A 26,276-nucleotide genomic window follows, 5' to 3' on the forward strand; every position below is an offset into this window, starting at 1 on the left:
GGGTACGCGCGCGCGTACCCGGGCCCGGAAGTAGTGGCGGCACGGCGGCCGGCCGCGGCGTCAGGCCGACAGGGCCTGGTGCAGGGCTTCGAGGCCGTCGCGGTAGATCCCGGCGAACAGGTCCTCGGTCTCGGCGTCGGTGGCACCGTCGGGGGTGAAGCGCCCGGACCACTGGACCTCGGCGACGTCGTCCCGCCCGGCGACCGGGTGGACGCGCAGGGTGGAGAGGTAGCCGGTGACGGGGAACGGGGCTTCGAGGATGGCGTACGTGTAGGAGCGTTCCGTCTCGCTGAACGCGACGAGGCGCTCGACGATCACGTCGCCGTCGGGGTTCGCCAGACGGCGGACCCGACCTCCTTCGAGCGCGGCGCTCTCGGGGATGTACGGCAACCAGTCGGGGAGGGCGTCGAAGCCGCCGACGAGGTCCCAGACCTCCTGGGGCGAGGCGGGCACGACGCGGCTGACGGAGGTGGAAGCCATGATCGTTTCTCCTGGTGGTGCTGATGGGGCGTGGGGGCAGGGAGTTCGGGGAGAGCGCTCGGGCGGGGGTCAGGCGTTGCTCGGGAGCGGGGCGGTCGGGCTGACCAGGCCGGCTTCGCGCAGGTCCGTCCAGAACGCGGCGGGGACGGTCTCGGCCAGGGCCGCGGTGTCCTCGGCGATACGGCTGGGCCGGGTGGCGCCGGGGATGACGGCGGCGGCGGCCGGGTGGGCCAGGGAGAACTGCAGGGCGGCGGACTTGATGCCGATGCCGTGCTTCTCGGTCAGCGCCTTGAGCTTCCCGACGCGCTCGACGATCTCGGCCGGAGCCTGCTGGTACTCGAAGTGGGTGCCGCCTGCCAGGATGCCGGAGCTGTAAGGGCCGCCGACGACCATGTCGACGCCCTGCTCCTGGGCCATGGGCAGGAGGCGCTGGAGGGCGTGGCCGTGGTCGAGGAGGGTGTAGCGGCCGGCGAGCAGGAAGCCGTCGGGGCGCGGCTCGTCGAGCGCGAGGGTCAGCTCGATCGGCTCCGTCTTGTTGACGCCGAGACCCCAGGCCTTGATGACGCCCTCGTCGCGGAGGCGGGACAGGACGCGGAAGGCGCCGGTGCGGGCCTCCTCGAACTTCCCCAGCCACTGGTCGCCGTGGAAGTCCTGGGCGATGTCGTGAACCCAGACGACGTCCAGCCGGTCGGTGCCCAGACGCTTGAGGCTGTCCTCGATGGAGCGCTCGGTGGCCTCGGCCGTCCACTCGTGGACGATCTTGTTCGGGTTCCCGTGCTCGAACAGGCCGCCCTTCTCGCCCAGGTCGCGGGCGGCGGTCTCGTGCTCGTCGAGGATGACGCGCCCGACCTTGGTCGACAGGACGTACGAGTCGCGCGGCTTCGCGGACAGCACCTCGCCGAGCCGCGTCTCCGCCAGGCCCGCGCCGTAGAACGGAGCGGTGTCGAAGAAGCGGATGCCCTGGTCCCACGCCGCCTCGACGGTGGCGCGGGCCTCCTCGTCGGGAATCGCGCGGAACATGTTGCCGAGCGGGGCGGTACCGAAGCCGAGGCGGCCGGGAAGGATTTCCTTGAGCGACATGACTGTGCCTTTACGGGGATGAGGGTGGGCCCACGGGGCGCGGCCACCGTTGCGAACGAGCCGGGGCGCCAGGTGGAAGGGGTGACCCACCGGTTACGCGTGCGCCACACCCTGAAAATTTAGGTGCAGGCGCGCCTTACTTTCGTAGACAATAATTGCAGGCGCGGGCAAATGCAAGGAGGTGGTTCCTGGGTGCTTCGACTGGGGGCGTTGGGTCCTCGTACGGCCCCGGTCGGACCCGGGCCTTGTCCCGCCCCGGACCCCGTCCGGCCTCTGCCCGACCCCGGGGCATGTCTCCGACCCCGGACCCGCGTCCGACCCCGGGGCCTGTGCGCCGACTCCTGTCCGGCCCCGGGCCCTGCTGGGCCGCCGCTCAGGCCCTACCCGGACCCCGTCCGGCTCAGGCGCCTGCGAGCGTGGCGGAGCCGTACCCCCAGAGCCGGGCGGCCGCCTCGGGGCCACGTGCGCGGGCGGCGGCGCCGCCGGGTCGGCCCTCGTCGCCCCGCACGACGCCGGCCTCCTGCTCGTCCTCGAAGTAGCGGCCGGTGACACCGTGCAGGAGGGGCGAGGCGGCAAGCAGGACGGAGGTAGCGGCCCCCTGGGCGGGGGTCTTGTAGAACGGTGGCGACGTCAGGCTCCCCTCCTCCTCCATCACCCCGAACGTGCGCAGAGTGGCGTCGTCGAGGTGGCGCTGCAAGCCGGTCAGGACGAATCCGGGGTGGTTGAGCCCGTTGGCCGTGATGCCGTCGGCCGCCCAGCGCCGGGCGCCCACGGCGTACAGAAAGCCCGTTCCGTCTTGGGCTGGGACTGCCCGGTAAGCCGCCCAGGGGTCGTACGGCCGCAGCTCGAAGTGCGGTTCCTCGACGTCGAAGGGCGCGGTCCGGTGGGCGCCCGAGCTGACGATCCCTACGCGCGCCGCGCCGGAGGCGCGCAGAGCCGCCTGCGGGCGCGTGGCAGCACAAAGCACCCCAGATGCTTGGTCGCCAGCTGCGCCTCACAGCTGGTCGGGGTCAGGACGCGGGCGGGCAAGGCCATGATCCCGGCGTTCGCGACGAGGACTTCGAGCGGCCCGTCCCACGCCCGCGCGAACGCGTGGACGGAGGCCGGGCCGGACAGATCGAGCGGCAGACCAGCCTGTTGACCAGCCGGCCAATCAACCGGATGGCCCGTGGGCCGATCGGCCCGTCGACCGACCAGGCGGCAGGCCGGCAGGGTGCCCCGCTGGCCCGCTGGCCCGTCGGCCCGTCGGCCCGTCGGCCCGTCAGTCAGCCGACCGGTCGGTCGCCAGGCCAAGCCGTCGGCCAACCGCTCGACCGACCGGTCGCCCCCCCGTTAGCCCGTAGACCCATCGCCCCGTGGCCCAATCGGCCCGTCGGCCGGCCAATCGGCGGGCCAGTGGGGCCGTCGGCCGACCGATCAGCGGGGCACTCCGCCAGCCTGCTCATCGATCGCTCCGTCTGGAGAACCGTCGGGAGGCAGGACACCGTGGCGGCCCGTCGGCCGGTCAGCGGGCCGGCCCGGTAGCGTGCCTGGCGATCGCCCTGCCGAGAGACCGGCCGGGCAGCGGTTCAGCCCGGCACCCGACACCCGGACGGCGGGTCAGAGGGCCACGCCGTCGGACGGCCCGCCGGCCTCCCCTCCGACCGTCCCGCCGGTGAGCCACTCCAGCGCGCCCGACAGATGGGCGCGGAAGAGCGGCTCGTGGTAGGTCTCCGGCGCGTGGCCGAGCGCGGTGAAGAAGACGCGGCCGTGGTCGATGTCGCCGCACCAGACGAGCGGGTGGTCGGCGCCGTGTGTGCCGCCCTGGTAGGTGGTCTCGTCGGCGCGGGCGAGGACGCGTACGCGTGCGCGTACGGCGGGATTCGGGTGGGTGCGGGGGTCGGAGGTGAAGTTGTACCACTCGTCCGTCCAGGACCAGCGGGGCGGGAGCGGGGCGGTCGCCGGGTGGGTGGGGTCGTCGACGAGGACCGTGCCGGGCTGGATGTCGGGGTGGCCGGCGAAGCGGGTGCCGAGCAGTTCGCCGTAGAAGGGCCAGTCGGGTTCGGCGTTCGCGGCGGCGTGGACGGCGAGGAGGGAGCCGCCGCCGCGGAGGTACGCCTCGAAGGCGCGGCGACCCTCGGGGGTCAGGACGTTTCCCGTGGTGGACAGCAGGACGACGGCGGCGCACCCGGCGAGCCGCTCCGGGGTGAAGGCGCCGGGATCCTCGGTGACCTCGGCGGGGCGTCCGAGGTCCGCCGCCAGCTCCGCGAGCGCCGCGGCGCCGTCGGGGATGGAGTCGTGGCGGTAGCCGGTGGTGCGGGTGTAGATCAGGACATCGGGGGTGGGCACGCGGGGGACTCCAGCTGCGTAAGGGGAGGACTACGGGGGAACAGCAAGAAGGAAAGCGCTTTCTATCTCTCGGTCCCGACCGTAGCCACCGAAAACGCCGTGCCGCAAGCCCCACCCTCCCGGCAGACTGCCCGGATGGCGCCGATCGACATCCTCAAGGACCACTCCCCCGCCCGGCAGGCCCTCGCCCACGTCGCGGCACGGTCGAGTGGCGGGGCGCTCGACCCGAACCTGCGGGTCACGCTCAATTTCCACCCGCACTTCCTCGACCGGCTCGCGGACGACGGGGTCTACCGCTCGCAGTTCGTCACCGGCACCAGCAACGGCGGTCTGACGGCCCACCCCGGCGGCGACCGCCACCGGTGGGAGAGCCGCATCTTCGGCGGAGCGTACGACGAGGCGCCCGCGGATTCCCGCCCGGTCTACGGGGCCCTCGACTTCCGCCGCCGCTCCTTCGGTGCCGCTCCCCGCTTCGGCTCGGCCCATCTGCGCCTGACGGCGGCCGCCTTGGAGCGGGCGACGTTCTGCTATCCGGACAGCTTCCTGGAGCCCTCCGACTTCGGCGTGGCGTCCCGGATGCGCCTGGTCGCACTCGCCGAGGCGGACGATCAGGACCCGCTCGACGACTACGTCGAGGCGCACGTCCACGGCCCGGTGGTGATCGGCGGCGACGTGGAGGCGCTGGTCCTCGACCCGAGCCACCGGGGCACGGAGGTGGAGGCGGCCGCCCGGCGGCTGCCCTGCGCCGTCGAGTGGCACGGCGGCTTCCGGGTCTCGGTCGAGGAGTTGCGGCGGCACCCGGGGTTCCGCGGGCCGGAGTACGTGGAGCTCGGCGCCCGCATCGCGGTCGACGGGTGGCTCGACGCCAGGACGGTGCAGGAGGCGGCCGGTTCGGGACGGTACGACCCGCAGGACGTGAAGAAGGTCTGGCACTACCTGGCGCGGTTCGGGGCTCCGGGCGTGTGAGACCCGCGTGGGATCCGCCTCCAGTTCGATCCGCGCGACAGCCACCTCCGGTTCGATCCGCGTGACGTCCGTCTCCGGTTCGATACGTTGTCGCATCGGATACGTCTCTGTATCTTTTGGCGCGCCGTGCCCGACCCGCTCGACGAGGAGCCGCCCATGAGTACCGTGCCGCCCGCGCTCGCCGCCGCCGTAGGACCGCTGCCCGAGGGGGTGGAACTGCCCCTGCCGCCCGCCTTCGACTCCGTCGAGGAGGAGCGCCGGTACCGGAAGGAGCAGCTGGCCGCGGGGTTCCGGATCTTCGGGCGGTTCGGCTTCTCGGAGGGGGTCGCGGGGCACATCACCGTCCGGGACCCGGGTGACCCGAACGCCTTCTGGGTCAACCCGTTCGGGATGAGCTTCGGCCAGATCAAGGCGTCCGACCTGATCCTGGTCGACCACGAGGGCACCGTCCTGGAGGGCCGCAGGCCGGTCAACCGGGCCGCGTTCGTCATCCACTCGCGGGTCCACGCCGCCCGGCCCGACGCGATCGCCGCCGCGCACTCGCACTCCCTGCACGGCAAGGCCTTCTCCAGCCTCGGCATCCCGCTCGACCCGATCACCCAGGACGCGTGCGCGTTCTTCGAGGACCACGGCATCTACGACGACTACCGGGGCGTGGTGAACGAGACCGAGGAGGGCGAGCGGGTCGCCAAGGCCCTCGGCGACCACAAGGCCGTGATCCTCAAGAACCACGGGCTGCTCACGGTGGGCCACTCGGTCGCCGAGGCCGTCTGGTGGTTCGTCACCATGGAGCGCTCGTGCCAGGCGCAGCTCCTGGCGATGGCGGCGGGCACCCCGCAGCTCATCGACCGGGAGACCGCCCTGCTCACCCGGGGGCAGGTCGGCGGTCACCTGGCCGGCTGGTTCCAGGCGCGCCCGCTGTGGGATCAGATCACCGCGTCCGACCCGGACCTCTTCGACTGACCGGGCGTCGGCCCGGGGATCTCCCGCGTCGACGCCTCCAGGAGCGGGGCGAGGAACTGGCGTTCCAGGCTGCCCGGCGGTAGTTCCGCCGGCTCCACATAGCTCTGCGCGAGACCGCCCTCGCGCAGGGCGATGAGGAGCCGGGCGAACCGGTCGGCGTCCACGGTCAGTTCGCGCCCCGCCCGGCGCAGCACGAGGGTGAGGCCGCGGGCGATCTCGGCCCGCAGCCGCTCGTCGTGGCGGGCGAGCACCCAGGCGGCCTGCGGATCGCGGATGGCGTGCAGGGTGAACTCGGTGGTGACGAGGTACCAGTCCCGCTCGTCGGGTTCGATGCGGGCGGCCAGCTCCGCGAGCCGGTCGAGGGTGTACCCGTCCGCGGTCAGCGCGTCGATCGCGTCGGCCAGCCGCCGTACGGTCCGGTCGCTGTGCTCGTCGAAGAGCGCGAGGAAGAGCTCCTCCTTGCTGGCGAAGTTCGAGTAGTACGCGCCCCGCGTGTAGCCGGCGCGCTCGCAGACCTGCTCGATCGTCGTCGCGTGGAAACCGTGCTCGGCGAAGGTCTCCAGGGCGGCCTTCAGGAGCGCCGCGCGGGTCAGGGGCCGCCTCCTGGTGACACCTTTCGGCACGGGTGGTTCCTCCTTGGTCCGGGCCGCGGTCCGCGGCGGACGCCCACCCTACCGGCGCCTCCATCCCGGGCGGGGATCAGCACCGGCGGATAAAATTCACGCATGGGAGAGCGGCCCGTCGCGCCCGCGGCGCCTGATCTGGTCCTCGACGTCGACGGGGACGCGACGCTCATGAGTCCGAGCCGCGTCTATCGCATCGGGCGCGACCCCACCAGCGACGTCGTGCTGTCGGACGCCCGGGCGTCCTGGCACCACGCGGTGCTCCGCGCCGCGGGCGGCCAGTGGATCCTCGCGGACGAGGGCAGTACGAACGGCACGTTCGCGGACGGCCTGCGCGTGGCCCTTCCCCAGGAGGTCGGCCCCGGGACGGTCGTACGGTTCGGGCATCCGGAGGACGGCCCGCGCGCGGTGCTCTCGGCCGGCGCCCCGGCCCCCGCGCCCACGCCCACGCCCACGCCCCCTCCGCCGCCCGCAGCTCAGGCACCGGCATCGGCATCGGCACCGGCACCGGCACCGGTTGCGAATCCGCCCGCCGTCGCGCCGGAGGCCCCGCCACCGAGCCCGACGCCGACACCCGTGCCCGTGCCCGTACCAGGGGCGGGGAACCCGCCGCGGCCCTCGTCCGTGGCGCACCCCGCCGCGACCGGGACGTTCCGGCAGCCGACGTCCGTACGGCCGCTGCCGGTGCACAGCATCCGCATCGGGCGGGCGCCGGACAACGACGTGGTCGTGGCCGACCTGGTCGTGTCGCGACGGCACGCGGAGCTGCGGGCGCATCCGGACGGCACGTACTGGATCCACGACCTGGGCAGCCACAACGGCACGTTCCTCAACGGCCGCCGGGTGGTGGACGCGCGGGTGACGCCGGACGACATCGTGGGCGTCGGGCGGTGCGCGTTCTGTCTGATCGGCGGGCAGCTGGTCGAGTTCACGGACACCGGCGAGGTCTCGCTCGACGTCCGGTCGCTCGCCGTCACCGTGGACCACGGGCGCAAGACGCTCCTGGACGAGGTGTCGTTCCCCGTGGGCGAGAAGTCCCTGCTGGCGGTGGTCGGGCCGTCCGGGGCCGGGAAGTCGACGCTGCTCGGCGCGCTCACCGGACAGCGGCCCGCCGACCGGGGCACGGTGCTCTACGACGGGCGCGACCTGTACCGGGACTACGCCGAGCTGCGCCAGCGCATCGGGCTCGTGCCGCAGGACGACATCCTGCACCTCCAGCTCACCGTCCGCCGGGCCCTCGGATACGCCGCCGAGCTGCGCTTCCCCGAGGACACGGTGCGGGCCGAGCGGCAGGACCGGGTGGACGAGGTGATCCGGGAGCTCGGCCTCGTGGAGCGCGCCGAGCAGCCGATCCACAGCCTCTCCGGCGGCCAGCGCAAGCGGGTGAGCGTCGCCCTCGAACTGCTCACCAAGCCGTCGCTGCTCTTCCTCGACGAACCGACCTCGGGCCTCGACCCGGGCATGGACCGCTCGGTGATGCACATGCTGCGCGGGCTCGCGGACGACGGGCGGACCGTCGTCGTGGTCACCCACAGCGTGCTCAGCCTGGACGTGTGCGACCGGCTGCTCGTCCTGGCGCCCGGCGGCCGGGTCGCCTACTACGGGCCGCCCGCCGACACCCTCGGCTTCTTCGGGTTCGACCAGTGGCCGGAGGCCTTCGAGGCGTTCGAGAACGAGCGGGAACGCGACTGGGCCGGGCAGTACCGGTCGTCGCGCTTCCACCGCAGGTACATCGCGGACGCGACGGCGCGTCCGGACGTCCCCGTACCGACCCCCGTTCCCGCCGAGGGCCCGGGTGCCCCGGCCGGGGCCGAGCCGGGCCCGCCGCCGAAGGCGCAGAGCTGGGGCTCCCAGCTGCGGACGCTGGTACGCCGGTACTCGGCGGCGCTCGCCGCCGACCGCACCTTCCTCGCCATCATGGTCGCGCTGCCGTTCGTGATGGGGGCGATGGCCCGGGCCCTGTCCGAGGGCAGCCTCAACCCCGAGTCGACGCTCAACGTCCTGCTCATCCTCTGTGTGGGCGCGGTCCTCACCGGCGCCTCGAACGCCGTGCGGGAACTGGTCAAGGAACGCTCGATCTACCGGCGCGAGAGAGCCGTCGGCCTGTCCCGTTCCGCCTATCTCGCCTCGAAGGTCGTGGTCCTCGGCCTCATCACGGTCGTGCAGGCCGTGGTCCTGACCCTGGTCGCGCTGATCGGCGTGCCGCTGAACGTGCCCGACGGCAAGGGCGTCCTCATGCCCCCGCTCGTGGAGATCACGCTCGCCGTGGCGCTGCTCGCCTTCACGGCGATGATGCTCGGTCTGCTCGTCTCGGCGGTCGTGCGCAAGGAGGAGGTGACGATGCCGCTGCTCGTCCTCCTCGCGATCGTGCAGGTGGTGTTCTGCGGCGCGCTCCTGACCGTGCGCGGCACGCCCGTCCTGGAGCAGCTGGCCTGGCTGGTGCCGTCGCGGTGGGCGTTCGCCGCCATGGGCGCGACCATCGACATCGGGCAGGTCGCGCCGAGCGACAAGACGGCCGACCCGCTGATGCACCACACGGCGGAGGCCTGGCTGTTCGACATGGGCATGCTGGTGGTGCTCTGTCTCGCCCTCGGTCTGGTGGTGGCCCGGCTGCTGCGCCGCCAGGAGCCGGTCGTGATGCGGAGGTAGGCCGTGAGCTCTCCCGTAGCGGAGGTAGGCCGTGAGCTCTCCCGTAGCGGAGGTAGGCCGTGAGCTCTCCCGTAGCGGAGGTAGGCCGTGAGCTCTCCCGTAGCGGAGGCACAACTGTGAGCTCTCCCCCAACGGAGGCACAACTGTGAGCTCTCCCCCAACGGAGGCAGGACCGTGAGTTTTCCCGTGGCGGATTACGTGCCGGACTTCCGGCCGACGCACGTCGTGCCGCGCGAAGGGCTCGACGCGTGGGAGGCGCCCGACCCGGGGCTTCCCACGTCGCCCCTCGACGCCTTCCTGCCGGTGCGCCTGGAGGAGCGGGCGGGTGACTGGGGGCGGGTGCTGTGCTCCAACGGCTGGACGGCGTGGGTCGACGCGCGCCTGCTGGTCAGCGTGCCGGACGACCCTCCGGCGGCGGGTCGGCCGCTGACCAGGACCGCCGATCCGCGGCCGCTGATCGCCCGCGCGGAGGACGCGCTCGGCCGGTACCGGCGGGCGGCGGAGGAGCTGGGCGCGGGGCGCCTGGACGGCGAGAACTTCCGGCTGCGGACCCGCGGCCTGCGCGTGGGCATGGTCGTCGACGGGGAGTCGGTGTGGCTGTACGACGCCGAACACGAGCGCTGGGTGTACTGCGACGGGCTCGGCCTGAGCACGTACGCGAGCTCGGCGGCCCCCTCGGCGGCGGCGCAGGAGTCGCCCACCTCGGAGCCGCCCCCTCCGGAGCCTCCCTCGGACCCGCCCCCGGAGGCCGGGAGCGAGGGAGAGCGGGCCGCCGCCGCGCCCGTCGGGTACGAGCCGACGCAGGTGGTGCCCCAGGTCGACCCGGCGGCGGCCGGGCCGCCGCCGACACAGGTGGTGCGTCCGCCCGGGACGGCGGGTGAGGGCTGATGGCGGGCGGTGCGCGCAGCGACGCCGAGCTTCCGGCGGGGCGGCCCTCGGGGCTGCTCGGCAAGGAGATCGCGGGCTACCGCGTGGAGGGCGAGATCGGGCGCGGCGGCATGGCGGTCGTGTACCGGGCGCGGGACCTGCGGCTCGACCGGACGGTGGCGCTGAAGCTGCTCGCCCCCGAGCTGGCCCGCAACGACACCTTCCGCAAGCGCTTCGCGCACGAGTCGCGGGTCGCTGCCTCGATCGACCACCCGCACATCGTGCCGGTCTTCGAGGCGGGCGAGACGGAGGGCGTGCTGTACATCGCGATGCGGTACGTGGCCGGGCAGGACCTGGTGGCCCTCCTCGACCGCGAGGGGCCGCTGCCGCCCGTGACCGCGTGCCGGATCGCCCTCCAGGTCGCCTCCGCCCTGGACGCGGCGCACGCGCACGACCTGGTGCACCGGGACGTGAAGCCGGGCAACATCCTGGTCGCCGAGGGCACCGACCGCGACCATCCGGAGCACGTGTACCTCACGGACTTCGGGCTGACGAAGAAGTCGCTGTCGCTGACCGGCTTCACGACGGTCGGCGAGTTCGTCGGCACGCTGGACTACGTGGCGCCGGAGCAGATCTCCGGCAAGCCGGTCGACGGCCGCTGCGACGTGTACAGCCTCGCGTGCGTGGTGTTCGAGACCCTGGTGGGTGCACCGCCGTTCCGGCGCGAGACCGACTGGGCCGTGCTCTGGGCGCAGCAGTACGATCCGCCGCCGCCGCTCTCCGAGGTGCGCCCGGGGCTGCCCGAGGCGGCGGACGCGGTGTTCGCGAAGGCGCTGGCGAAGACGCCGGAGGAGCGGTACGGGACCTGCCTGGAGTTCGTCGCCGAGCTGCGGGCCGCGCTGACCGCCGGCGCGACGGGTCCCGCGGTGACGAGCAGCCCCCGGGTCCTCGGCCCGCCTCCGGCCCCGCCCGCGTGGGCGCGGCCGGTGTTCCGGGAGCTGTGAGGGCCGGGTTTCCTTCCCGGGAGCTTCGAGTTCCGGCAGAGCCGTGAGCGGTGTCGTCACTTCGTCGTCGTCACTTCGTCGGCGGCTGCTGCTCGACCTCGCCCTTCCGGTGGACGCGGGAGGCCAGCAGGCCGCCGAGGAAGCCGAAGACCAGGCCCCAGAGGAGGGCGAGGCCGACCGTCTTCCAGATGTCCGGGCGCAGCACGACCTCTCCGCCGAGCGAGTCCAGGTCGCCGATGCCCAGGATCGAGAGGCCGAAGCGGGCTTCGACCAGCGTGAGGGGCATGACGACGAGCATGGTCAGCGCGAAGGCGATGCCCAGGTGCAGGGAGTGCTGCCAGAGCCGGATGCGGGCCGGGGAGCGTACGGCGGCCGCGAAGGCCGCGGCGAGGAGCAGGACGGCGGCGATGGGCAGCAGCCACCACGCGCGCGCGTCCTGTTCGGCGAGTGTGGAGAGGTCGACGGTCGAGAGGTCGGGGCTGTCGCCGTTGCCGCGCAGGACGCCGTCGAGCACCTGCGGCATGGGCAGGCCGAACGGGCCCTCCACCTTGCCCTCCCAGGAGCCGCCGATGCCGACGCCGAGGCCGAGCCAGGACACGTTGGGCAGGCCGAGGAGGAGGACGGCGAGGGTCTCCGTCGCGTGGCCCTTCGTCGCGGCGACGACCACCCCGATGACCAGTCCCACGGCCACGTACGCGAGGAGCAGGAGGAGCATCGCGGAGGCCGCGGGCCGGACGGGTTCGTGGTAGCGGACGAGCCGTGGCGGCAGGGGGGTCCTGCGGGAGACGAGGAGGGCGACGGCGAGGACGCCGAGGATCCACAGGAGTCCGTAGAAGAGGGTGGGGCCGAGGTCGGTGCGGAAGCCGACGGTGGGGTTCACGGCGTCGAGCAGGTCGCCGAAGAGGTCGGTGAGGGAACTCTGCTCGTCGCCGCCGCCTCCGATGGTGATCCGGAAGTCGTGCTGGGCGAGGGCCGAGAGCCCGGCGAGGGCGATCAGCCACAGGAGTACGGTGCTCGCCGCGCGGAGCAGGAGTTCGCGGGTGCCGGCCACGGCGTGGTGGCGCAGCGGGCGCAGGAAGAAGAAGCCGGTGACCAGGGCGCCCACCAGCGTGACGGTGAGGGGCATGGCGGTCAGTTCGGCCTGGGTGCCGGCGAGGGAGCCGGCGTCGCCGGCGAGCTCGACCTTGCCGCCCGCCGCCATGACGACGACCGCGGCGAGGACGGCGGTGAAGCCGCCGGGCAGGTCTGCGGCGCCCGCGGCCCAGAGGCCGAGCCCGGCGGTGACGGCCATCGCCGCGTAACCGGCGACGACGGCCGCCAGGGCCTGGAGCGCGATGCGGGCGCCGAGCCCGGTGGACGCGGCGGGCCGCGTGGAGGTGGGGAGCCGACTGCTCACCCTGACCACGCTAGTACCGGTGGCGGTTGTCCGCTTGTGGACCGGAGGGGACGGGTGCCGTGTGCGGACCGGAGGGAGGGGTGCCGGCGCGGGTGCGGGAGCTGCTCCGTTCGCGGAGGGTGACGCTTCCGCTTGCGTACGGACCCCGGTCGGCGCACACAATGGCCCCGGAACGGAAGAAAGGGAACAAAGTGACTTCCCACCCGCCGTCCGGCCCGCCGACCGGCCCCCCGTCCGGCCCCCCGTCGGTCCCCCCAGCAGGTCCCCCCTCCGGCCCCCTCTCGGGCCCGAGTACACGCCCCGGGACCGGCGGGCCCCCGCCACCCCCCGGCCCGCCGCACGGTGGTTCCGGGGGCGGTTCGGGCGGAGGCGGAGGCGGAGCGGGTCCCGGCGGGACCGGTGACGCGGGCTCCGGCGGGGGCGGCGGCAAGAGTCCCTGGTGGCGTTCCGTCCCGAAGGTCGCCTCGGTCACCGCGGTCGTCGTCGCGGTCGCCGCCCTCGCGGTCGTCCTCACCAACCGTCCCGACGACAGCGGCAGCGAGGCCGGTGCCGGTGGCGGCGAGGTCTTCCTGCAGAACGCGGCCGCGTCCGGCCCCGACCCCTTCACGCGCTCGACGGCACGCACCACCGACACCTCCGCGTCGCCGGCCTCGCTGCCGCCCCGTACCGCGTCGACCACGCCCGAGGTGCGGGGATCGACGCCGGGCCTCTACGGGGGGACGCAGTCGGTCTCCAGCTGCAACGTGGAAGAGCAGGTGCGCTACCTCTCCGCCGAGCCCGCGAAGAACGCGGCCTTCGCCTCGGTCATGGGCATCCCCGCGAACGAGGTCCCCGGCTTCCTGCGCTCCCTGACCCCGCTTCAGCTCCGGGTCGACACCCGGGTGACGAACCACGGTTTCCGGGACGGCTCCGCCACCTCGTACCAGGCGGTGCTCCAGGCCGGTACCGCGGTCATGGTCGACGGCCGCGGGGTGCCCCGGGTGCGCTGCGCCTGCGGGAACCCGCTGACGACCCCGGTGGCGCAGAAGCAGCCGCGCACGACGGGCACCCCCTGGCAGGGCTACAACTCGTCCCAGGTGGTCGTGGTGGCACCGTCGGTGACCGTCGTGAACGTGTTCATCGTGTACGACCCCCAGGACGACGGCTGGTTCGCGCGCCAGCACGGCGACACGGGCCGGCACGACAAGCCCACGCCGCCGCCTCCCCCGCCGCACACGCTGTCCCCGACGCCGTCCACGTCCAGTTCGTCGCCGTCGGTCTCCCCGTCGTCGCCGGTGCCGTGCGTGACGGTGACGGGCACGCAGACCCCGACGCCGAGCAACGGGATCACCCCGTCGCCGTGCCCCTCGACGCTCTCCCCGACTCCGACTCCGACCTCGACGACGTCGTCGGCGACGCCTTCCGACTCGTCGAGTTCCACCGGAACGTCGCCGTCGGGTGATTCCTCGGGCCCTGACTCGGGGCCCTCGACGGACGGGTCGGCCGGTCTGACGAGCCAGTCGGCGGATCAGTCGCCCGACCAGCCGGCCTCGTCCTCGGCCGCGCAGTCGGCGGCGTCGCTGCCCTCCCTGTCGTCGCTGTCCCCGTCGAACTCCTCGCCGGGTACGGGGTCGGCCTCCGTGCCCGCGCAGGGTCCGGGAACCGTCGTCTGACCCCGCGGTCGGCCGGGCCCGTCAGGCCGCGTCCCCGGCCTGCGGGCCGGGGACGCGCGGCCGACGGCCTCCTTCCGGGATGACCAGGGGCGTACCGGCCACCGGGCAGGTGATGACGGTGGCCGGCAGGTCGAAGACGTCCCGGACGAGGTCGGGGGTGACGATCTCGCCGGGCGGTCCCGCCGCGACGACCCGGCCGGCGCGCATCGCGACGAGGCGGTCGGCGCACCGGCAGGCGAGGTTGAGCTCGTGGAGCACCATCACGACGGTGCGGCCGTCCTCGCGGTTGAGCGACGACCACTGCCGCCACCGGCACTGGTGCGGGGTGCGGCCCCGGGCGACGGGGTCGCGGACGGTCCAGGGCGCCCACCTGGTCCTCGACGACATGGCCCGCATCTTCAAGGTCGACCCGGCGAAGGCCTGACCCCGCCACCCGGCCCCGCGACGCCACCGCGGCCCCCGCCCGGCCCCGCGTCCGGACCGGCGCCCGCCCGGCCCCGTGCCTCCGCTCCGGCACCGTCCGGCGCGGAGGCGCGCGCGTTCCGGCGCAGGACGCGTGCCTCGCCCGGGAGCAGGGCCGGGCCCGGCACCGTCAGCACCGGGCAGGCGGCACGGTCGAGGACCGCGCGCAGGACCGGGCGGCGGCGCAGCCGGGACAGCCGGCCACGGCGCGGCGCGGCGCCGACGACCAGCAGATCGCCGGGGCGGCCGGCCAGCGCGCGGAGCACGTCGGCCGGGGCTCCCCTGACGGCCCTGCCCTCGAAGACCACGTCCGCGGGAATGCGCCCCAGGCCGTCGAGGACGGCGTCCTCCAGCCGCCGCCGGGCGTCCTCCTCCCACAGGCGCGCCCACGCGCGGTCGGGCATCCGGGCGTGCAGCGCCTCGCCCTCCGGGGGCTCCCAGGCGAGGACGGCGAGCAGCGGTACGCCGTCGCGCCGGGCGACGGAGGTCGCGCGCCGGAGGGCGGCGAGCGAGGCGAGCGAACCGCTGACGCCGACGACGACCCGGCCGCCCGCCCGGGAGAACGCCTCGGCGGGCCCGCCGGGCGACCCGCCGGTCACGCCTGTTCGCAGGCGGCGGGCGCGACGGCGGGGCGCCGGACGGCGGCGCGGGCCGCCTCGGCGCGTCCCGCCGCGCCGCGCGCCACGGAGGTGCGCAGGCTCCGGAGCCATGCCCCGACGGGCAGGGGCCGGGTCGCCCGCTCCTCCGCTCGCAGCTGCCACATCCGCTCGTCGCGGTCGGTGAAGTGTCCGGACATCGGTCGTCCCCTTCCCTTGAGTTCCCTTGAGAGCATGGCCACCAGGCCACTGGACGGGAGTCTGTACTCTTATTGGCCTGGACAGCAGAGCCAATAAGGAGTGATTGGCATGGCAGTGGCACGCGTGGTCCACACAGCGGACCGGACCCTGACGGGCCGCCAGCTCGCGTCGCTCCTCACCCCGCCGCCCGAGGGGCGGTTCGGGTACCGGGAGCTCGCGCGGGCCGTGCGCGAGGCGCTCCTCGACGGGCGGGTCGCGCTCCGCCTGCGGCTGCCGGCCGAGCGGGAGCTCGCGGCGGTGCTCCAGGTGAGCCGGACGACCGTGACGGGGGCGTACGACCTGCTCCGGGAGAGCGGGTACGCGCACAGCCGCCGGGGCGCGGGCACCTGGACCGCGATGCCCGACGGGCAGGCGCCGACGGCCCTCGGCGCCTTCCACGACGAGACCGGCTCGACCATCGACCTGGCCCTCGCCGCGCCGCAGGCCCCCGCGGAGGAGCTGACCGCCGCGCTGGCGGCCGCCGCCCTCGAACTGCCCCGCTACGCCGGCTCCCAGGGCTACCACCCGTACGGGCTGCCCGCCCTGCGCGCGGCCGTCGCCCAGCGCTACACGGCCCGGGGCCTGCCGACCCGCCCCGAGCAGATCCTCGTCACCACGGGCGCCCAGCAGGCGCTGTCGCTCGTCCTCACGCTCCTCGGCCGGGCCGGCGACCGGGTGCTGGCCGAGAACCCCTCGTACACGAACGCCCTCGACGCCATGCGGGGCCGCATGCTCCGGGTGACCCCGGTGCCGGTGACCGAGAGCGGCTGGGACACCGGGCTCGTCGACGCGGCGCTCCGGCAGACCGCACCGCGCCTGGCCTATCTGATCCCCGACTTCCACAACCCGACCGGGCACCTCATGCCGCAGGAGCAGCGCCGGGAACTGGCACGGGCCGCGCGGGCCACCGGGACCTGGCTCGTGGTGGACGAGACGCTCACCGACATGGCCCTGGACGTGCCCGCCCCTGCGCCGTTCGCCGCGACGGCCGGCGGGGGCGACGGGGAGCAGATCGTCTCCGTCGGTTCGCTCAGCAAGAGCTGCTGGGGCGGACTGCGCGTCGGCTGGGTGCGGGCCTCGTCCCGGGTCGTGACCGAGCTGGCCCGGGTCAGGATCACCGCCGACCTGTCCGGCTCCGTCCTGGACCAGCTGGTGGCCGTCTCCCTCATCGACCGGCTCGAAGTGATCCTCCCGCAGCGCGTCGAGGAGCTGCGCCGGCGGCGCTCCGCGCTGAGCGCGGCGCTCGCCCGGCACGTGCCGGAGTGGCGCTGGACGGTGCCGCCCGGCGGCATGTGCCTGTGGATCGACCTGGGCCGCCCGGTCTCCTCCTCGCTCGCCGCCCGGGCCCTGCGGCACGGCGTCCGGGTGGAGGGGGGCGCCCGGTTCGGCGTCGACCCCGGCACGCACGAGCACCGGCTGCGCATCCCGTACACGCTGCCGGAGGACGTGTACGAGCCGGCGGCCGAACGGCTCGCGGCCGCCCTCGACGGGGCTCCGGGGACCTTCGCCGACCCGGCCCTGCCGGACTGGGTCGCCTGAGCCGGGCGGCGCGCCGCCCGGCCGGGTGCGCACCGCGCCTTATTCGGGTGCCCGCCGGGTCTGGTCCGTGTACGGTCCACCGAGTGGAACCACTGACCGACAAAGAGATCCGCGCGTCCTTCGTGAACTGCACCAAGGGCGAGGCGGCCCGCCTCAAGCTGCCGCTCGACTTCGCCGAACTCCCCTGGGAGGACCTGGACTTCCTGGGCTGGGTGGACCCGGGCGCGCCGCTCCGCGCGCACCTGGTGCTCCCCCGCGAGGACGGCCCGCTCGGCGTGACCCTGCGGGTGCCCGCCACCGGCCGGACCAGCGCCGTGAAGTCGAGCATGTGCCAGGTCTGCCTGACGGGGCACGCGTCGTCGGGCGTCACGCTCCTCGTGGCACCGCTGGCCGGGAGCCGCGGCCGCGAGGGGAACACGGTCGGCATCTACCTCTGCGCCGACCTGGCCTGCTCGCTGTACGTCCGCGGCCGGCGGCAGCCGAAGCTGCGCGGCCGGCGCCACGAGGAGTCCCTCACCGTCGACGAGCAGGTCGCCCGTCTGACGGGCAACCTGGACGCGTTCGTCGACCGGGTGACGGCCGGCTGACCGCCACCGTGTGACGGAAGGTCAGCGGAAGGCCTGCTCGCCGGTGAGCGCCTTGCCGATGACCAGGGAGTGGACCTCGCTCGTGCCCTCGTAGGTGAGCACCGACTCCAGGTTGTTGGCGTGGCGCAGCACCGGGTACTCCAGGGTGATGCCGTTGGCGCCCAGGATCGTGCGGCACTCGCGGGCGATGGCGATGGCCTCGCGGACGTTGTTGAGCTTGCCGACGCTGACCTGCTCGGCGGTGAGCGCGCCCGCGTCCTTGAGCCGGCCCAGGTGGAGGGCGAGCAGCATGCCCTTGCCGAGTTCGACGGACATGTCGGCGAGCTTCTGCTGCGTCAGCTGGTACGAGGCGAGGGAGCGGGCGAAGACGACCCGGTCGCGGGCGTAGGAGATCGCGGTCTCCAGGCAGTCGCGGGCGGCGCCGAGCGCGCCGAAGACGATGCCGAAGCGGGCCTCGTTGAGGCAGCCGAGCGGACCGGAGAGGCCGCGGGCCTCCGGCAGCATCGCGTCGGCGGGCAGGCGCACGTCCTCGAAGACCAGTTCACTGGTGACGCTCGCGCGCAGGGAGAGCTTCATCTTGATCTCGGGGGCGCTGAAGCCGGGGGTGCCGGCCGGGACGAGGAAGCCCCGGACGCCGTCCTCGGTGCGGGCCCAGACGACGGCGACGTCGGCGACGGAACCGTTGGTGATCCACATCTTGGTGCCGTTGAGGACCCAGTCGGAGCCGTCCCGCTTGGCGTTGGTCCGCATCGCGCCCGGGTCGGAGCCCGCATCGGGCTCGGTGAGGCCGAAGCAGCCGATGTACTCGCCGGCCGCCATCTTCGGCAGCCACCGCTGCTTCTGCTCCTCGGAGCCGTACTTCCAGATGGCGTACATGGCGAGGGAGCCCTGGACGGAGACCAGGGAGCGCAGGCCGGAGTCGACGGCCTCCAGTTCCAGGCAGGCGAGGCCGTACGCCACGGAGTTGGTGCCCGCGCAGCCGTAGCCCTCCAGGTGCATGCCGAGCACGCCCGCGCCGCCGAGGGTGCGCGCGAGCTCGCGGGCGGGGATCTCGCCCTTCTCGAACCAGCCGGCGACGTGCGGCCGCAGCTCGCGGTCGGCGACGGCGCGGACGGTGTTCCGGATCTCGCGCTCCTCGTCGGTCAGCAGTCCGTCGACGGCGAGCAGGTCGAAGGGGTGGACGGGGGTGGACGGCGACTTCACGGACGGCCTCCTGGCGACTGTGGCAACTCGGCGAGCCGAAGCGTAGCGCTCGATCGGATATTGGATCCAGTATTGAAAACCCGGTATCCGGCCCGTACGGTCCCGATTGGATCCAATCCTCGGATCGACACCGCGTCACCAGCGAGAGCGAGGGACCGCCGCATGCGCGCAGATCAGCCGGGCACCCCGGGGACGGCGGAGGGCGGCGCCCTGTCCGGGATCGTCGTCGCCGACTTCGGCCGCGTGCTCGCCGGGCCGTACATGACGATGCTCCTCGCCGACCTGGGCGCGAACGTGATCAAGATCGAGCGGCCCGGCTCCGGCGACGACACGCGCGCGTGGGGCCCGCCGTTCGCCGGCGGCGAGGCCACCTACTTCCTCGGAGTGAACCGGAACAAGCGCTCCGTCTCCCTCGACCTGGCCGACCCCGAGGACCTCGCGGCGGCCCGCGCGATCGTCGACGGAGCGGACGTCCTGGTGGAGAACTTCCGCCCCGGCACGATGGAGAGGCTGGGCCTCGGATACGAGGACGTGCGGAAGTCCAACCCCGGGCTCGTGTACTGCTCCGTGACCGGCTTCGGCACCGCCGAGGGGGCCCGGCTCCCCGGCTACGACCTCCTCGTGCAGGCGATGGGCGGCCTCATGAGCGTGACCGGCGAACCGGACGGCACCGGCACCAAGGCGGGCGTCGCCCTCGTCGACGTCATCACCGGCCTCCACGCGGGCCTCGGCGTCCTCGCCGCCCTCCGCCACCGCGACCGCACCGGCCGGGGGCAGCGCGTCGAGGTCTCCCTGCTCACCTCCCTGCTGTCCGCGCTCACCAACCAGGCCGCCGCCCACCTCGGGGCCGGCGTCGTGCCGCGCGCGATGGGCAACCGGCACCCGAGCATCGCCCCGTACGAGGTCTTCGAGGCCCGGGACCGGCCGCTGGTCCTCGCCGTCGGCAACGACCGGCAGTTCCGGAACCTCTGCGACCGGATCGGCCGGCCCGAGCTGGCCGACGACCCCCGGTTCGCCACCAACACGGCCCGGGTCGCCCACCGCGAGGACCTGGTCACGGCCCTGGCCGCGCCGCTCGCCACCCGTACCGCCGACGACTGGTTCGAGGAACTCACCGCGGTCGGCGTGCCCTGCGGCCCCATCAACGACCTCGCCGCCGCCTTCGACCTCGCCGACCGCCTGGGGCTCGCCCCGCGGGTGCCCGAGTCCGCGGCCGGCCCCGGGCAGGTCGCCCACCCCATCCGACTCGACGCCACCCCGCCCTCCTACCGCGCCGCTCCCCCGCGCCTCGGCGAGCACACCGACGACCTGCTCGCCACGCTGGGACGACCCGCGCGCACGCCCTGATCCGTAGGAAGATGGGCGCCACCGGCGGCGGGCACCGCCGATGGCGACACGAAGGAACGGAAGGTCACAGGCGATGAGCAGCGCGGTGCAGAAGCGGCGGCCGCAGACCGCCCAGCAGTTCGTCCTGGAGGAACTGCGGCGCGCCATCACCACCGGAGGGCTCAGGCCGGGCGACCAGATCGTCCAGGACGCCCTCGCGGCCCGCTTCGAGGTGAGCCGCGTCCCCCTGCGCGAGGCCCTGAAGGCCCTGGAGGCCGAGGGCCTCGTCGTCCACCACATACACCGGGGCTACTTCGTCGCCGAACTCTCGCTCGCCGACCTGGAGGAGATCTACCGGATCCGCGAACTCCTGGAGACGGAGGCGGTACGCAGCGCCGCGCGCCGGATGCCCGACGGCACCCTCGCCGCGCTCGAACACGCCCAGGACGAGGTGGAACGCGCCGCCGACGCCGGCGACGTCCCCGGCATGGCCGCGGCCAACCGCCGCTTCCACTTCACCCTCGTCGAGGCCTCCGGCATGCCCCGCCTCGTCCGCCTCATCACCACCCTGTGGGACTCCACCGACGCCTACCGCTCCCTCTACTACACCGACACCCCGCACCGCGAGCAGGCCGTCCACGAGCACCGCGCCGTCCTCGCCGCCCTCCGCCGCGGCGACATCGACACCGTCGTCCACCACCTCGACACCCACCGCGCCCACGCGGTCGCGGCACTCCGCGAGGTCCTGGACACGACCCGGGACACCGAGCGGGGCTGAGTACGGGAGACCCCTCTCGGTCGGGGCGAGTCACCACGGCGGGAGTCGCTCGGTGGGATTCGCCGGGCGTGCTGCGCGCGGTGGGGCTCCGCTCGGTGCGATTCACCCGGCGGGCGCGTCCGTTCCTCCGCCGCGCACGCGGCGCGCCGCGCCGGCCACGCCGAGGACCGCCGCCACGACCGCCACCGCCCACGGCGCACCGCCCCCGGTGTACCGCGGGTCGACGAACATGCTCGCCGCGGCGAGCCCGAGGAACGCGCCGGAGGCCACGAACCCGGTGCCGGCGGGCATGGCCGCCGGCGTCCGCCAGCTCCTGCGCGGTACCCAGAGCCGCAGCAGGTCCACGATCACGGCCAGCGAGACGACGCGGGCCGCGACCGAGAACCACAGGGGCGTCGCGTCCGTCTCCCCCGCGCCCAGGACCGCCGTCGCGCCGAACAGGGCGACCGGTGCGAGCCATCCGAGCCCGGCCCGGATGCCGGGCGACGCCGCCGGGGCGCCGTCGCCGTCGGCGTGTACGCGCACGGGCTCGGGCTCGGGCGCCGGCACGGGAAGGCCCGGCGCCGACGGGTCGCCGACGCGTCGGGCGCCGTGTGCGCGGTCGGCGCGGTGTGCGCTCTCTCCGTCGTGCGCCCCCACCGCGCCGGTGGCGTGCTCGCCACCGTGGAGACCCTCGGCGCCACGGCGGCCGTCAACGCCATGGGCGTCCTCGGGTGCCTTCGGCCGGGCCCCCGGGGAGCGCGGGGGCGGGATCGCCGCGGGGCCGGCCGGTAGCGGGCGCAGGGCTCGGGAGCGGGTTCGGCGCTCCATGAGGCCCAGGTCGCCGTGGGCGTCGACGTGGGCGGCCAACTCGGCCCGGACGGCGAGGAGCCGCTCCGCCGTCTCGTCGAAGGCGGCCCGCCGCAGGTCGGCGTCGGCCCGCGCCTCGCGTTCGGCGTCCGTCAGCGCGGCCAGGCGCTCCGCGTGGAGTTCCCGGGCCTCGGCTCGGGCGGCCTCCGCGGTCTGCGGGACCTGGGCGAGCTCTTCCCGGAGGCGGACCCGTTCGTTCTCGACGATCTCCTCGATGCGGTGCCGTTCGTCGGCCGGCAGTTCCCGGGGGGCGCGGGCCTCGGCCCGGGCGACGGCGGCTCTCCGCCACTCCATGAGGGGTCGGCCGCGGTGCTCGCCGATGCCGTTGACGTGGACCTTGCCGCCCTCGGTGCGGTGGATGTAGAGGACCTCGCCGCCCCGGCCGTTGGGGGCCTTGCCCCAGCTGACGCGCCGGAAGTCGGCGGCCGAGGTGATGCCCAGTGCGGCGAGGTCGCGGACGAGTCCGCTGCCGATGCCGTTGACCTGGCTCGCGGTCAGGCGCGTGCCGCGCAGGGAGCGTTCGATCGACTCGCGCCGCAGGACGGCGAGGGCCCGGCGCTCCCGGGTCGCCCGCTTCCCGTCGAGGCCGTCGAGCCTGCCGGCGAGGGAGCGTTCGCGCCTGGTCCGCTTCTCGTGGATCCGCTGGAGGGCTTTGCCGCGCCGTGCCTCGGCCCGGGCGCGTGCCCCGGCCTCGCGGTTCAGCCGCCGCAGGTCGGCCAGTTCGAACGGGCGCCGCCCGGCGAGGAGGCGTCGGTGGGCGGCCACCGACTCGACGAGCCTTCGCCGTTCGGCGCGTATTCCGGCCGGGTCGGTGGACGGGGGTGCGGTGGTGCTGTCGATCACGGCGGCTCTTCGGGGGGCGGGACAAGGGAAAGCCTATTATCGCCGGCCGCGAGGGCGAGTACAGGCCATGGCGCCTCTGCTCACCCCGCTGCCCCGCACCCGCAACCGCGGTGCGGAACGACGCGTCTTCGGCCCTGCCGGACGGTGGACGGACGGCGCGAACGGACACAAAGGGGGTCCTGCGGTGAACGGGAAGAGAAACGGGCGGGCGCGGGGAACGTGGCTTGTCACGGCCCTGGCGCTGGCGTCGGTCACGGTGGGCTGCCAGGACACGGGAGGCGGCGGGGGTTCGGACACCAAGCCGGGCGGTTCCGCGACCTCGTCGAAGGCTCCGGGTGGGGGCAAGGGGACGGAATCGGCCAAGCCGTCGCCGTCCGCGTCGAAGAAGCCGACGAAGAAGCCCACGAAGAAGCCGACGAAGCCGGGCAAGGACACCTCGGCGGGCGCGCTGACCTGTGACCAGTTGCGCAGTGCCGAGCTGCAGACGTCGACGTTCCGCTTCCCCGACGCGCCGGAGGGGACCGTGGCGTTCACCGACGGCCGGTGGGAGGGCGACGGCGTGGTGATCGAGCTCCAGCCGCAGTGCGGCATCGGGGACATGACGGGCGACCCGGCACAGGACGCGGTGGCCGCCGTCAAGGTCACCACCGGTGGCACGGGCAAGTTCTACGGCCTCGTCACCTGGCGGAACGACTCCGGCACCCCGGTGCCCGTCGCCGCCGCCTCGCTGGGCGACCGTACGCCCGTGGAGTCGATCGTCGTCTCGTCGCCGGCGCCGCGTCAGGCCACCGTCGTGTACCTCACGCGCGGGGACTCCGACCCGGCGGCCGTCGTGACGATCCGACGTACCGCCGTGTACCGCGTGACGGAGCCCGCCATGACCGAACTCGGCCACACCGACGCCCCGTACACCCCCTGACACCGCGCTCCACCGGTCCCGTCGCGCACGGGACCGGCCGGAGGGAAGGACACAGGGGCTGCGGTTACCCTTGCGCCGGACGCGAGGAGGAACCATGGCGCGGATGCCGTCGGCAGAACGACGCAGGCAGCTGGTCGAGGCGGCGATCAGGGCGATGACCAGGGACGGGGTGGCGCGGACGACCACGCGGTCGATCTGCGCCGAGGCGGGTGTGTCGCTGAGCGTGTTCCACTACTGCTTCGAGTCGAAGCAGGCGCTCCTCGAAGCCGCGATCGAGACGATCACGGGCAACTACGTGGCGCGGGTGATGTCCGCCGTCGAGCCGGGGGCGACGCTGCGGGAGACCGTGCGGGGGGCACTGCAGACGTACTGGGACCACGTGACGGCGCATCCCGGCGAGCACATGCTGACGTACGACCTGACCCAGTACGCCTTGCGGGAGCCGGGGTTCGAGCATCTGGCGCGGGCGCAGTACGACCAGTACGTGGCGTCGGCGGCGGCGCTGATCGGCCAGGTCGGCGCGGCGCGGGGGGTCGAGCCGAGCGTTCCGGTCGAGGTGCTCGCGCGCTATCTGGCGGCGGCGATCGACGGGTTGACGCTGCAGTTCCTGGTGCTCGGCGACGCGCGGGTGGCGGACGGACACCTCGATCTGACGGCAGATCAACTCGTTTCCCTGATGGAGGGTTGATCGATCGGAGACGATTCAGCAAACACCAACAGGTCATTTGACCCGGACTCTTGACTCACTCCCTCGACACCGCGATCCTCGGGGCGCCCGGTACACCCCCCACCGTCCGGAGGCATCGCTGATCATGACTCGACCCATCACGCGCGGAACCGGCGGCAGATCCGCCCTCCTCGCGCTCTTCCTCGCCCTGGCCGCCGTGCTCTTCGGCTCCGCCCCGGTGCCCGCCGCGGACGCCGGCGGCACCTGGTGGGAGCCCACCTCACGGCCCGCGGCCGATTCGCAGATCAACGTCACCGGAGCGCCCTTCACGGGCACGGACGCCCAGGGGAAGGTGCGCGGCTTCGTCGACGCGCACAACCACCTGATGTCCAACGAGGGCTTCGGCGGCCGGATGATCTGCGGCCAGACGTTCTCGACCGCGGGCATCGCCGACGCGCTGAAGGACTGTCCCGAGCACTACCCGGACGGCTCCGGCGCCCTCTTCGAGCACCTCACGGGCGGCGACAACGGGAAGCACGACCCGGTCGGCTGGCCGACGTTCAAGGACTGGCCCGCCAACAACTCCCTCAGCCACCAGCAGAACTACTACGCCTGGGTCGAGCGCGCCTGGCGCGGCGGCCAGCGGGTGCTCGTCAACGACCTGGTGACCAACGGCCTGATCTGCTCGCTGCTGCCCCGGGACCGCACCTGTGACGAGATGACCGCGATCCGCCTGGAGGCCCGCAGGACGTACGAGCTGCAGGACTACGTCGACGGGATGTACGGCGGCCCCGGCAAGGGCTGGTTCCGGATCGTGACCAGCGCCGAGCAGGCCCGCTCGGTGATCGAGCAGGGCAAGCTCGCGGTCGTCCTCGGCGTGGAGACGTCGGAGCCCTTCGGCTGCAAGCAGATCCTGGACATCGCGCAGTGCGGCCAGGCGGACATCGACAAGGGCCTCGACGAGCTGTACGCGCTCGGCGTGCGCAGCATGTTCCTCTGCCACAAGTTCGACAACGCGCTGTGCGGCGTGCGGTTCGACAGCGGCACGACGGGCGTGGCGGTCAACATCGGCCAGTTCCTGTCCACGGGCACCTTCTGGACCACCGAGAAGTGCGCGGGCGCTCAGCACGACAACCCGATCGGGCTCGCCGCCGCCCCGGCCGCGATGGCCGAGAAGCTGCCGGCCGGGGTGAGCGTGCCCTCGTACGCCTCCGACGCCAAGTGCAACACCCGCGGTCTGACGAGGCTCGGCGAGTACGCCCTGAAGGGCATGATCCAGCGCGGCATGATGCTGGAGCTCGACCACATGAGCGTCAAGGCCGCCGGGCGCGCGCTCGACATCCTGGAGGCCGAGGAGTACCCCGGCGTCCTCTCCAGCCACAGCTGGATGGACCTGGACTGGACCGAGCGGCTCTACCGCCTCGGCGGTTTCGCGGCCTCGTACATGCACGGCGCCGAGGGATTCGTCGGCGAGGCGTCGCAGAAGGCGGCGCTGCGCAAGAAGTACGGGGTCGGGTTCGGCTACGGCACCGACATGAACGGGGTCGGCGGCTGGCCGGGTCCGGTCGGCGCCGACGCGCCGAACGCCGTGAAGTACCCCTTCCGCAGCTTCGACGGCGGTGCGGTGCTCGACCGCCAGGTCACCGGCGAGCGCACCTGGGACCTCAACACGGACGGCGCCGCGCACAACGGCCTCGTGCCGGACTGGATCGAGCAGATCCGGCTCAGCAACGGCGGTCCGGCCGTCGTCGACGAGCTGTCGCGGGGTGCGGAGTCGTACCTGACGACGTGGAAGCGGACCGAGGACCACGAGCCGGCGGTGAACCTCGCCTCCGGCCGCCCTGCGGCCGCCAGCACCTCGGAGTGGTGGAACCCGTTCGTCAGCTTCGCGCCGGGCCGTGCGGTCGACGGCGACACGGGGACGCGCTGGGCCAGCGAGTGGTCCGACGACCAGTGGTGGCAGGTGGACCTCGGGTCGGTGCGCCGGGTCGGGAAGGTCACGCTCGACTGGGAGGCGGCGTACGCCCGCGAGTACCGGATCGAGCTGTCCGACGACGGCAGCAGCTGGCGGACCGCGTGGTCCACCCAGGCGAGCGACGGCGGCTACGACACCGCCGAGTTCGCCTCGCAGTCGGCCCGGTACGTCCGGATCCACGGCGTGCGGCGGGCGACGGGCTGGGGCTACTCGCTCCATGAGGTGTCGGTGAACCGGTCCTGAGCGTGCGCACGGCCGGAGGGGCCTGCCGGATCCCATGATCC

General features: G+C 73.9%; 23 protein-coding genes and 1 pseudogene. 13 read left to right on the plus strand and 11 right to left on the minus strand.

The window, feature by feature from the left end; all coding sequences use genetic code 11:
• Window positions 1–60: 60 nt before the first annotated feature.
• The 4 genes from ACFCY7_RS30695 to ACFCY7_RS30710 form a co-directional block, all read right to left on the minus strand.
• Complete coding sequence (locus ACFCY7_RS30695; RefSeq protein ID WP_376489324.1) at window positions 61–480, minus strand: SRPBCC family protein; 420 nt, start codon at window positions 478–480, stop codon at window positions 61–63.
• 69 nt (window positions 481–549) lie between these two features.
• A complete protein-coding gene (locus ACFCY7_RS30700; protein WP_376489325.1) occupies window positions 550–1,560 on the minus strand; it encodes an aldo/keto reductase in 1,011 nt (336 codons plus the stop codon).
• A gap of 400 nt (window positions 1,561–1,960) precedes the next feature.
• On the minus strand, window positions 1,961–2,527 hold the full coding sequence (locus tag ACFCY7_RS30705) for an oxidoreductase (RefSeq protein ID WP_376489326.1): 567 nt from the start codon (window positions 2,525–2,527) through the stop codon (window positions 1,961–1,963).
• 632 nt (window positions 2,528–3,159) lie between these two features.
• Window positions 3,160–3,888 (minus strand): ThuA domain-containing protein, encoded by a 729-nt coding sequence (locus ACFCY7_RS30710; protein WP_376489327.1) that lies wholly within the window; start codon window positions 3,886–3,888, stop codon window positions 3,160–3,162.
• A 135-nt stretch (window positions 3,889–4,023) separates the two neighbouring features.
• Here ACFCY7_RS30710 and ACFCY7_RS30715 point away from each other — a divergent pair, with 135 nt between their 5' ends.
• Together ACFCY7_RS30715 and ACFCY7_RS30720 are read left to right on the plus strand one after the other, a co-directional pair.
• Window positions 4,024–4,854, plus strand: a complete 831-nt coding sequence (locus tag ACFCY7_RS30715) for a DUF3626 domain-containing protein (protein WP_376489328.1) — start codon at window positions 4,024–4,026, stop codon at window positions 4,852–4,854.
• 156 nt (window positions 4,855–5,010) lie between these two features.
• Window positions 5,011–5,817, plus strand: a complete 807-nt coding sequence (locus ACFCY7_RS30720; protein WP_376489329.1) for a class II aldolase/adducin family protein — start codon at window positions 5,011–5,013, stop codon at window positions 5,815–5,817.
• On the opposite strand, the gene ACFCY7_RS30725 is transcribed toward ACFCY7_RS30720, so the two are convergent.
• Window positions 5,781–6,440: a TetR/AcrR family transcriptional regulator gene (locus ACFCY7_RS30725; RefSeq protein WP_376489330.1), complete on the minus strand. Its 660-nt coding sequence runs from the start codon at window positions 6,438–6,440 to the stop codon at window positions 5,781–5,783. The genes ACFCY7_RS30720 and ACFCY7_RS30725 overlap by 37 nt on opposite strands.
• A gap of 102 nt (window positions 6,441–6,542) precedes the next feature.
• Between ACFCY7_RS30725 and ACFCY7_RS30730 the strand changes: the two genes are divergently transcribed.
• From ACFCY7_RS30730 to ACFCY7_RS30740, 3 genes are all read left to right on the plus strand, one after another.
• The gene (locus ACFCY7_RS30730) at window positions 6,543–9,089 is read left to right on the plus strand and encodes an FHA domain-containing protein (protein ID WP_376489331.1); all 2,547 of its coding nucleotides are present in this window, start codon (window positions 6,543–6,545) and stop codon (window positions 9,087–9,089) included.
• A gap of 174 nt (window positions 9,090–9,263) precedes the next feature.
• On the plus strand, window positions 9,264–9,977 hold the full coding sequence (locus ACFCY7_RS30735; RefSeq protein ID WP_376489332.1) for a hypothetical protein: 714 nt from the start codon (window positions 9,264–9,266) through the stop codon (window positions 9,975–9,977).
• Complete coding sequence (locus ACFCY7_RS30740; RefSeq protein WP_376489333.1) at window positions 9,977–10,960, plus strand: serine/threonine-protein kinase; 984 nt, start codon at window positions 9,977–9,979, stop codon at window positions 10,958–10,960. The genes ACFCY7_RS30735 and ACFCY7_RS30740 overlap by 1 nt, the downstream gene beginning before the upstream one ends.
• 70 nt (window positions 10,961–11,030) lie before the next feature.
• Here the strand turns inward: ACFCY7_RS30740 and ACFCY7_RS30745 are convergent, their stop codons facing one another.
• Complete coding sequence (locus tag ACFCY7_RS30745; RefSeq protein WP_376489334.1) at window positions 11,031–12,365, minus strand: streptophobe family protein; 1,335 nt, start codon at window positions 12,363–12,365, stop codon at window positions 11,031–11,033.
• Window positions 12,366–12,547: 182 nt separating this feature from the next.
• Between ACFCY7_RS30745 and ACFCY7_RS30750 the strand changes: the two genes are divergently transcribed.
• Entirely contained in the window at window positions 12,548–14,008 is a 1,461-nt protein-coding gene (locus ACFCY7_RS30750) for a DUF6777 domain-containing protein (protein WP_376489335.1), read from the plus strand.
• A 21-nt stretch (window positions 14,009–14,029) separates the two neighbouring features.
• Here ACFCY7_RS30750 and ACFCY7_RS30755 read toward each other — a convergent pair.
• From ACFCY7_RS30755 to ACFCY7_RS30765, 3 genes and pseudogenes are all read right to left on the minus strand, one after another.
• Window positions 14,030–14,365: pseudogene (locus tag ACFCY7_RS30755) on the minus strand (hypothetical protein); the annotation flags it as partial.
• 41 nt (window positions 14,366–14,406) lie between these two features.
• A complete protein-coding gene (locus tag ACFCY7_RS30760; protein ID WP_376489336.1) occupies window positions 14,407–15,069 on the minus strand; it encodes a universal stress protein in 663 nt (220 codons plus the stop codon).
• Window positions 15,066–15,266 carry a hypothetical protein gene (locus ACFCY7_RS30765; RefSeq protein WP_376489337.1) on the minus strand — a complete coding sequence of 67 codons (201 nt, stop codon included), beginning with the start codon at window positions 15,264–15,266 and terminating at the stop codon, window positions 15,066–15,068. The genes ACFCY7_RS30760 and ACFCY7_RS30765 overlap by 4 nt, the downstream gene beginning before the upstream one ends.
• A gap of 109 nt (window positions 15,267–15,375) precedes the next feature.
• On the opposite strand from ACFCY7_RS30765, the gene ACFCY7_RS30770 reads away from it, so the two are divergent.
• Entirely contained in the window at window positions 15,376–16,845 is a 1,470-nt protein-coding gene (locus tag ACFCY7_RS30770; protein ID WP_376489338.1) for a PLP-dependent aminotransferase family protein, read from the plus strand.
• A gap of 83 nt (window positions 16,846–16,928) precedes the next feature.
• On the plus strand, window positions 16,929–17,432 hold the full coding sequence (locus tag ACFCY7_RS30775) for an FBP domain-containing protein (protein ID WP_376489339.1): 504 nt from the start codon (window positions 16,929–16,931) through the stop codon (window positions 17,430–17,432).
• Between the two features lie 21 nt (window positions 17,433–17,453).
• Here ACFCY7_RS30775 and ACFCY7_RS30780 read toward each other — a convergent pair whose 3' ends face one another.
• A complete protein-coding gene (locus tag ACFCY7_RS30780) occupies window positions 17,454–18,635 on the minus strand; it encodes an acyl-CoA dehydrogenase family protein (protein ID WP_376489340.1) in 1,182 nt (393 codons plus the stop codon).
• Window positions 18,636–18,797: 162 nt separating this feature from the next.
• Here ACFCY7_RS30780 and ACFCY7_RS30785 point away from each other — a divergent pair, with 162 nt between their 5' ends.
• Window positions 18,798–19,982 carry a CaiB/BaiF CoA transferase family protein gene (locus ACFCY7_RS30785; RefSeq protein ID WP_376489341.1) on the plus strand — a complete coding sequence of 395 codons (1,185 nt, stop codon included), beginning with the start codon at window positions 18,798–18,800 and terminating at the stop codon, window positions 19,980–19,982.
• Between the two features lie 73 nt (window positions 19,983–20,055).
• A complete protein-coding gene (locus ACFCY7_RS30790) occupies window positions 20,056–20,739 on the plus strand; it encodes a GntR family transcriptional regulator (RefSeq protein ID WP_376489342.1) in 684 nt (227 codons plus the stop codon).
• Between the two features lie 102 nt (window positions 20,740–20,841).
• Here the strand turns inward: ACFCY7_RS30790 and ACFCY7_RS30795 are convergent, their stop codons facing one another.
• On the minus strand, window positions 20,842–22,431 hold the full coding sequence (locus tag ACFCY7_RS30795) for a hypothetical protein (protein ID WP_376489343.1): 1,590 nt from the start codon (window positions 22,429–22,431) through the stop codon (window positions 20,842–20,844).
• Window positions 22,432–22,615: 184 nt separating this feature from the next.
• Here ACFCY7_RS30795 and ACFCY7_RS30800 point away from each other — a divergent pair, with 184 nt between their 5' ends.
• The 3 genes from ACFCY7_RS30800 to ACFCY7_RS30810 all read left to right on the plus strand — a co-directional run bounded on the left by ACFCY7_RS30800 (window position 22,616) and on the right by ACFCY7_RS30810 (window position 26,235).
• Complete coding sequence (locus tag ACFCY7_RS30800; protein WP_376489344.1) at window positions 22,616–23,350, plus strand: hypothetical protein; 735 nt, start codon at window positions 22,616–22,618, stop codon at window positions 23,348–23,350.
• A 94-nt stretch (window positions 23,351–23,444) separates the two neighbouring features.
• Window positions 23,445–24,038, plus strand: coding sequence for a TetR/AcrR family transcriptional regulator (locus ACFCY7_RS30805; protein ID WP_376489345.1), 594 nt, complete (start codon window positions 23,445–23,447; stop codon window positions 24,036–24,038).
• Window positions 24,039–24,162: 124 nt separating this feature from the next.
• Window positions 24,163–26,235, plus strand: a complete 2,073-nt coding sequence (locus tag ACFCY7_RS30810; protein WP_376489346.1) for a discoidin domain-containing protein — start codon at window positions 24,163–24,165, stop codon at window positions 26,233–26,235.
• Window positions 26,236–26,276: the final 41 nt, after the last annotated feature.

The sequence above is a fragment of the Streptomyces sp. NPDC056361 genome (genome assembly GCF_042262805.1).
Lineage (GTDB): Bacteria > Actinomycetota > Actinomycetes > Streptomycetales > Streptomycetaceae > Streptomyces.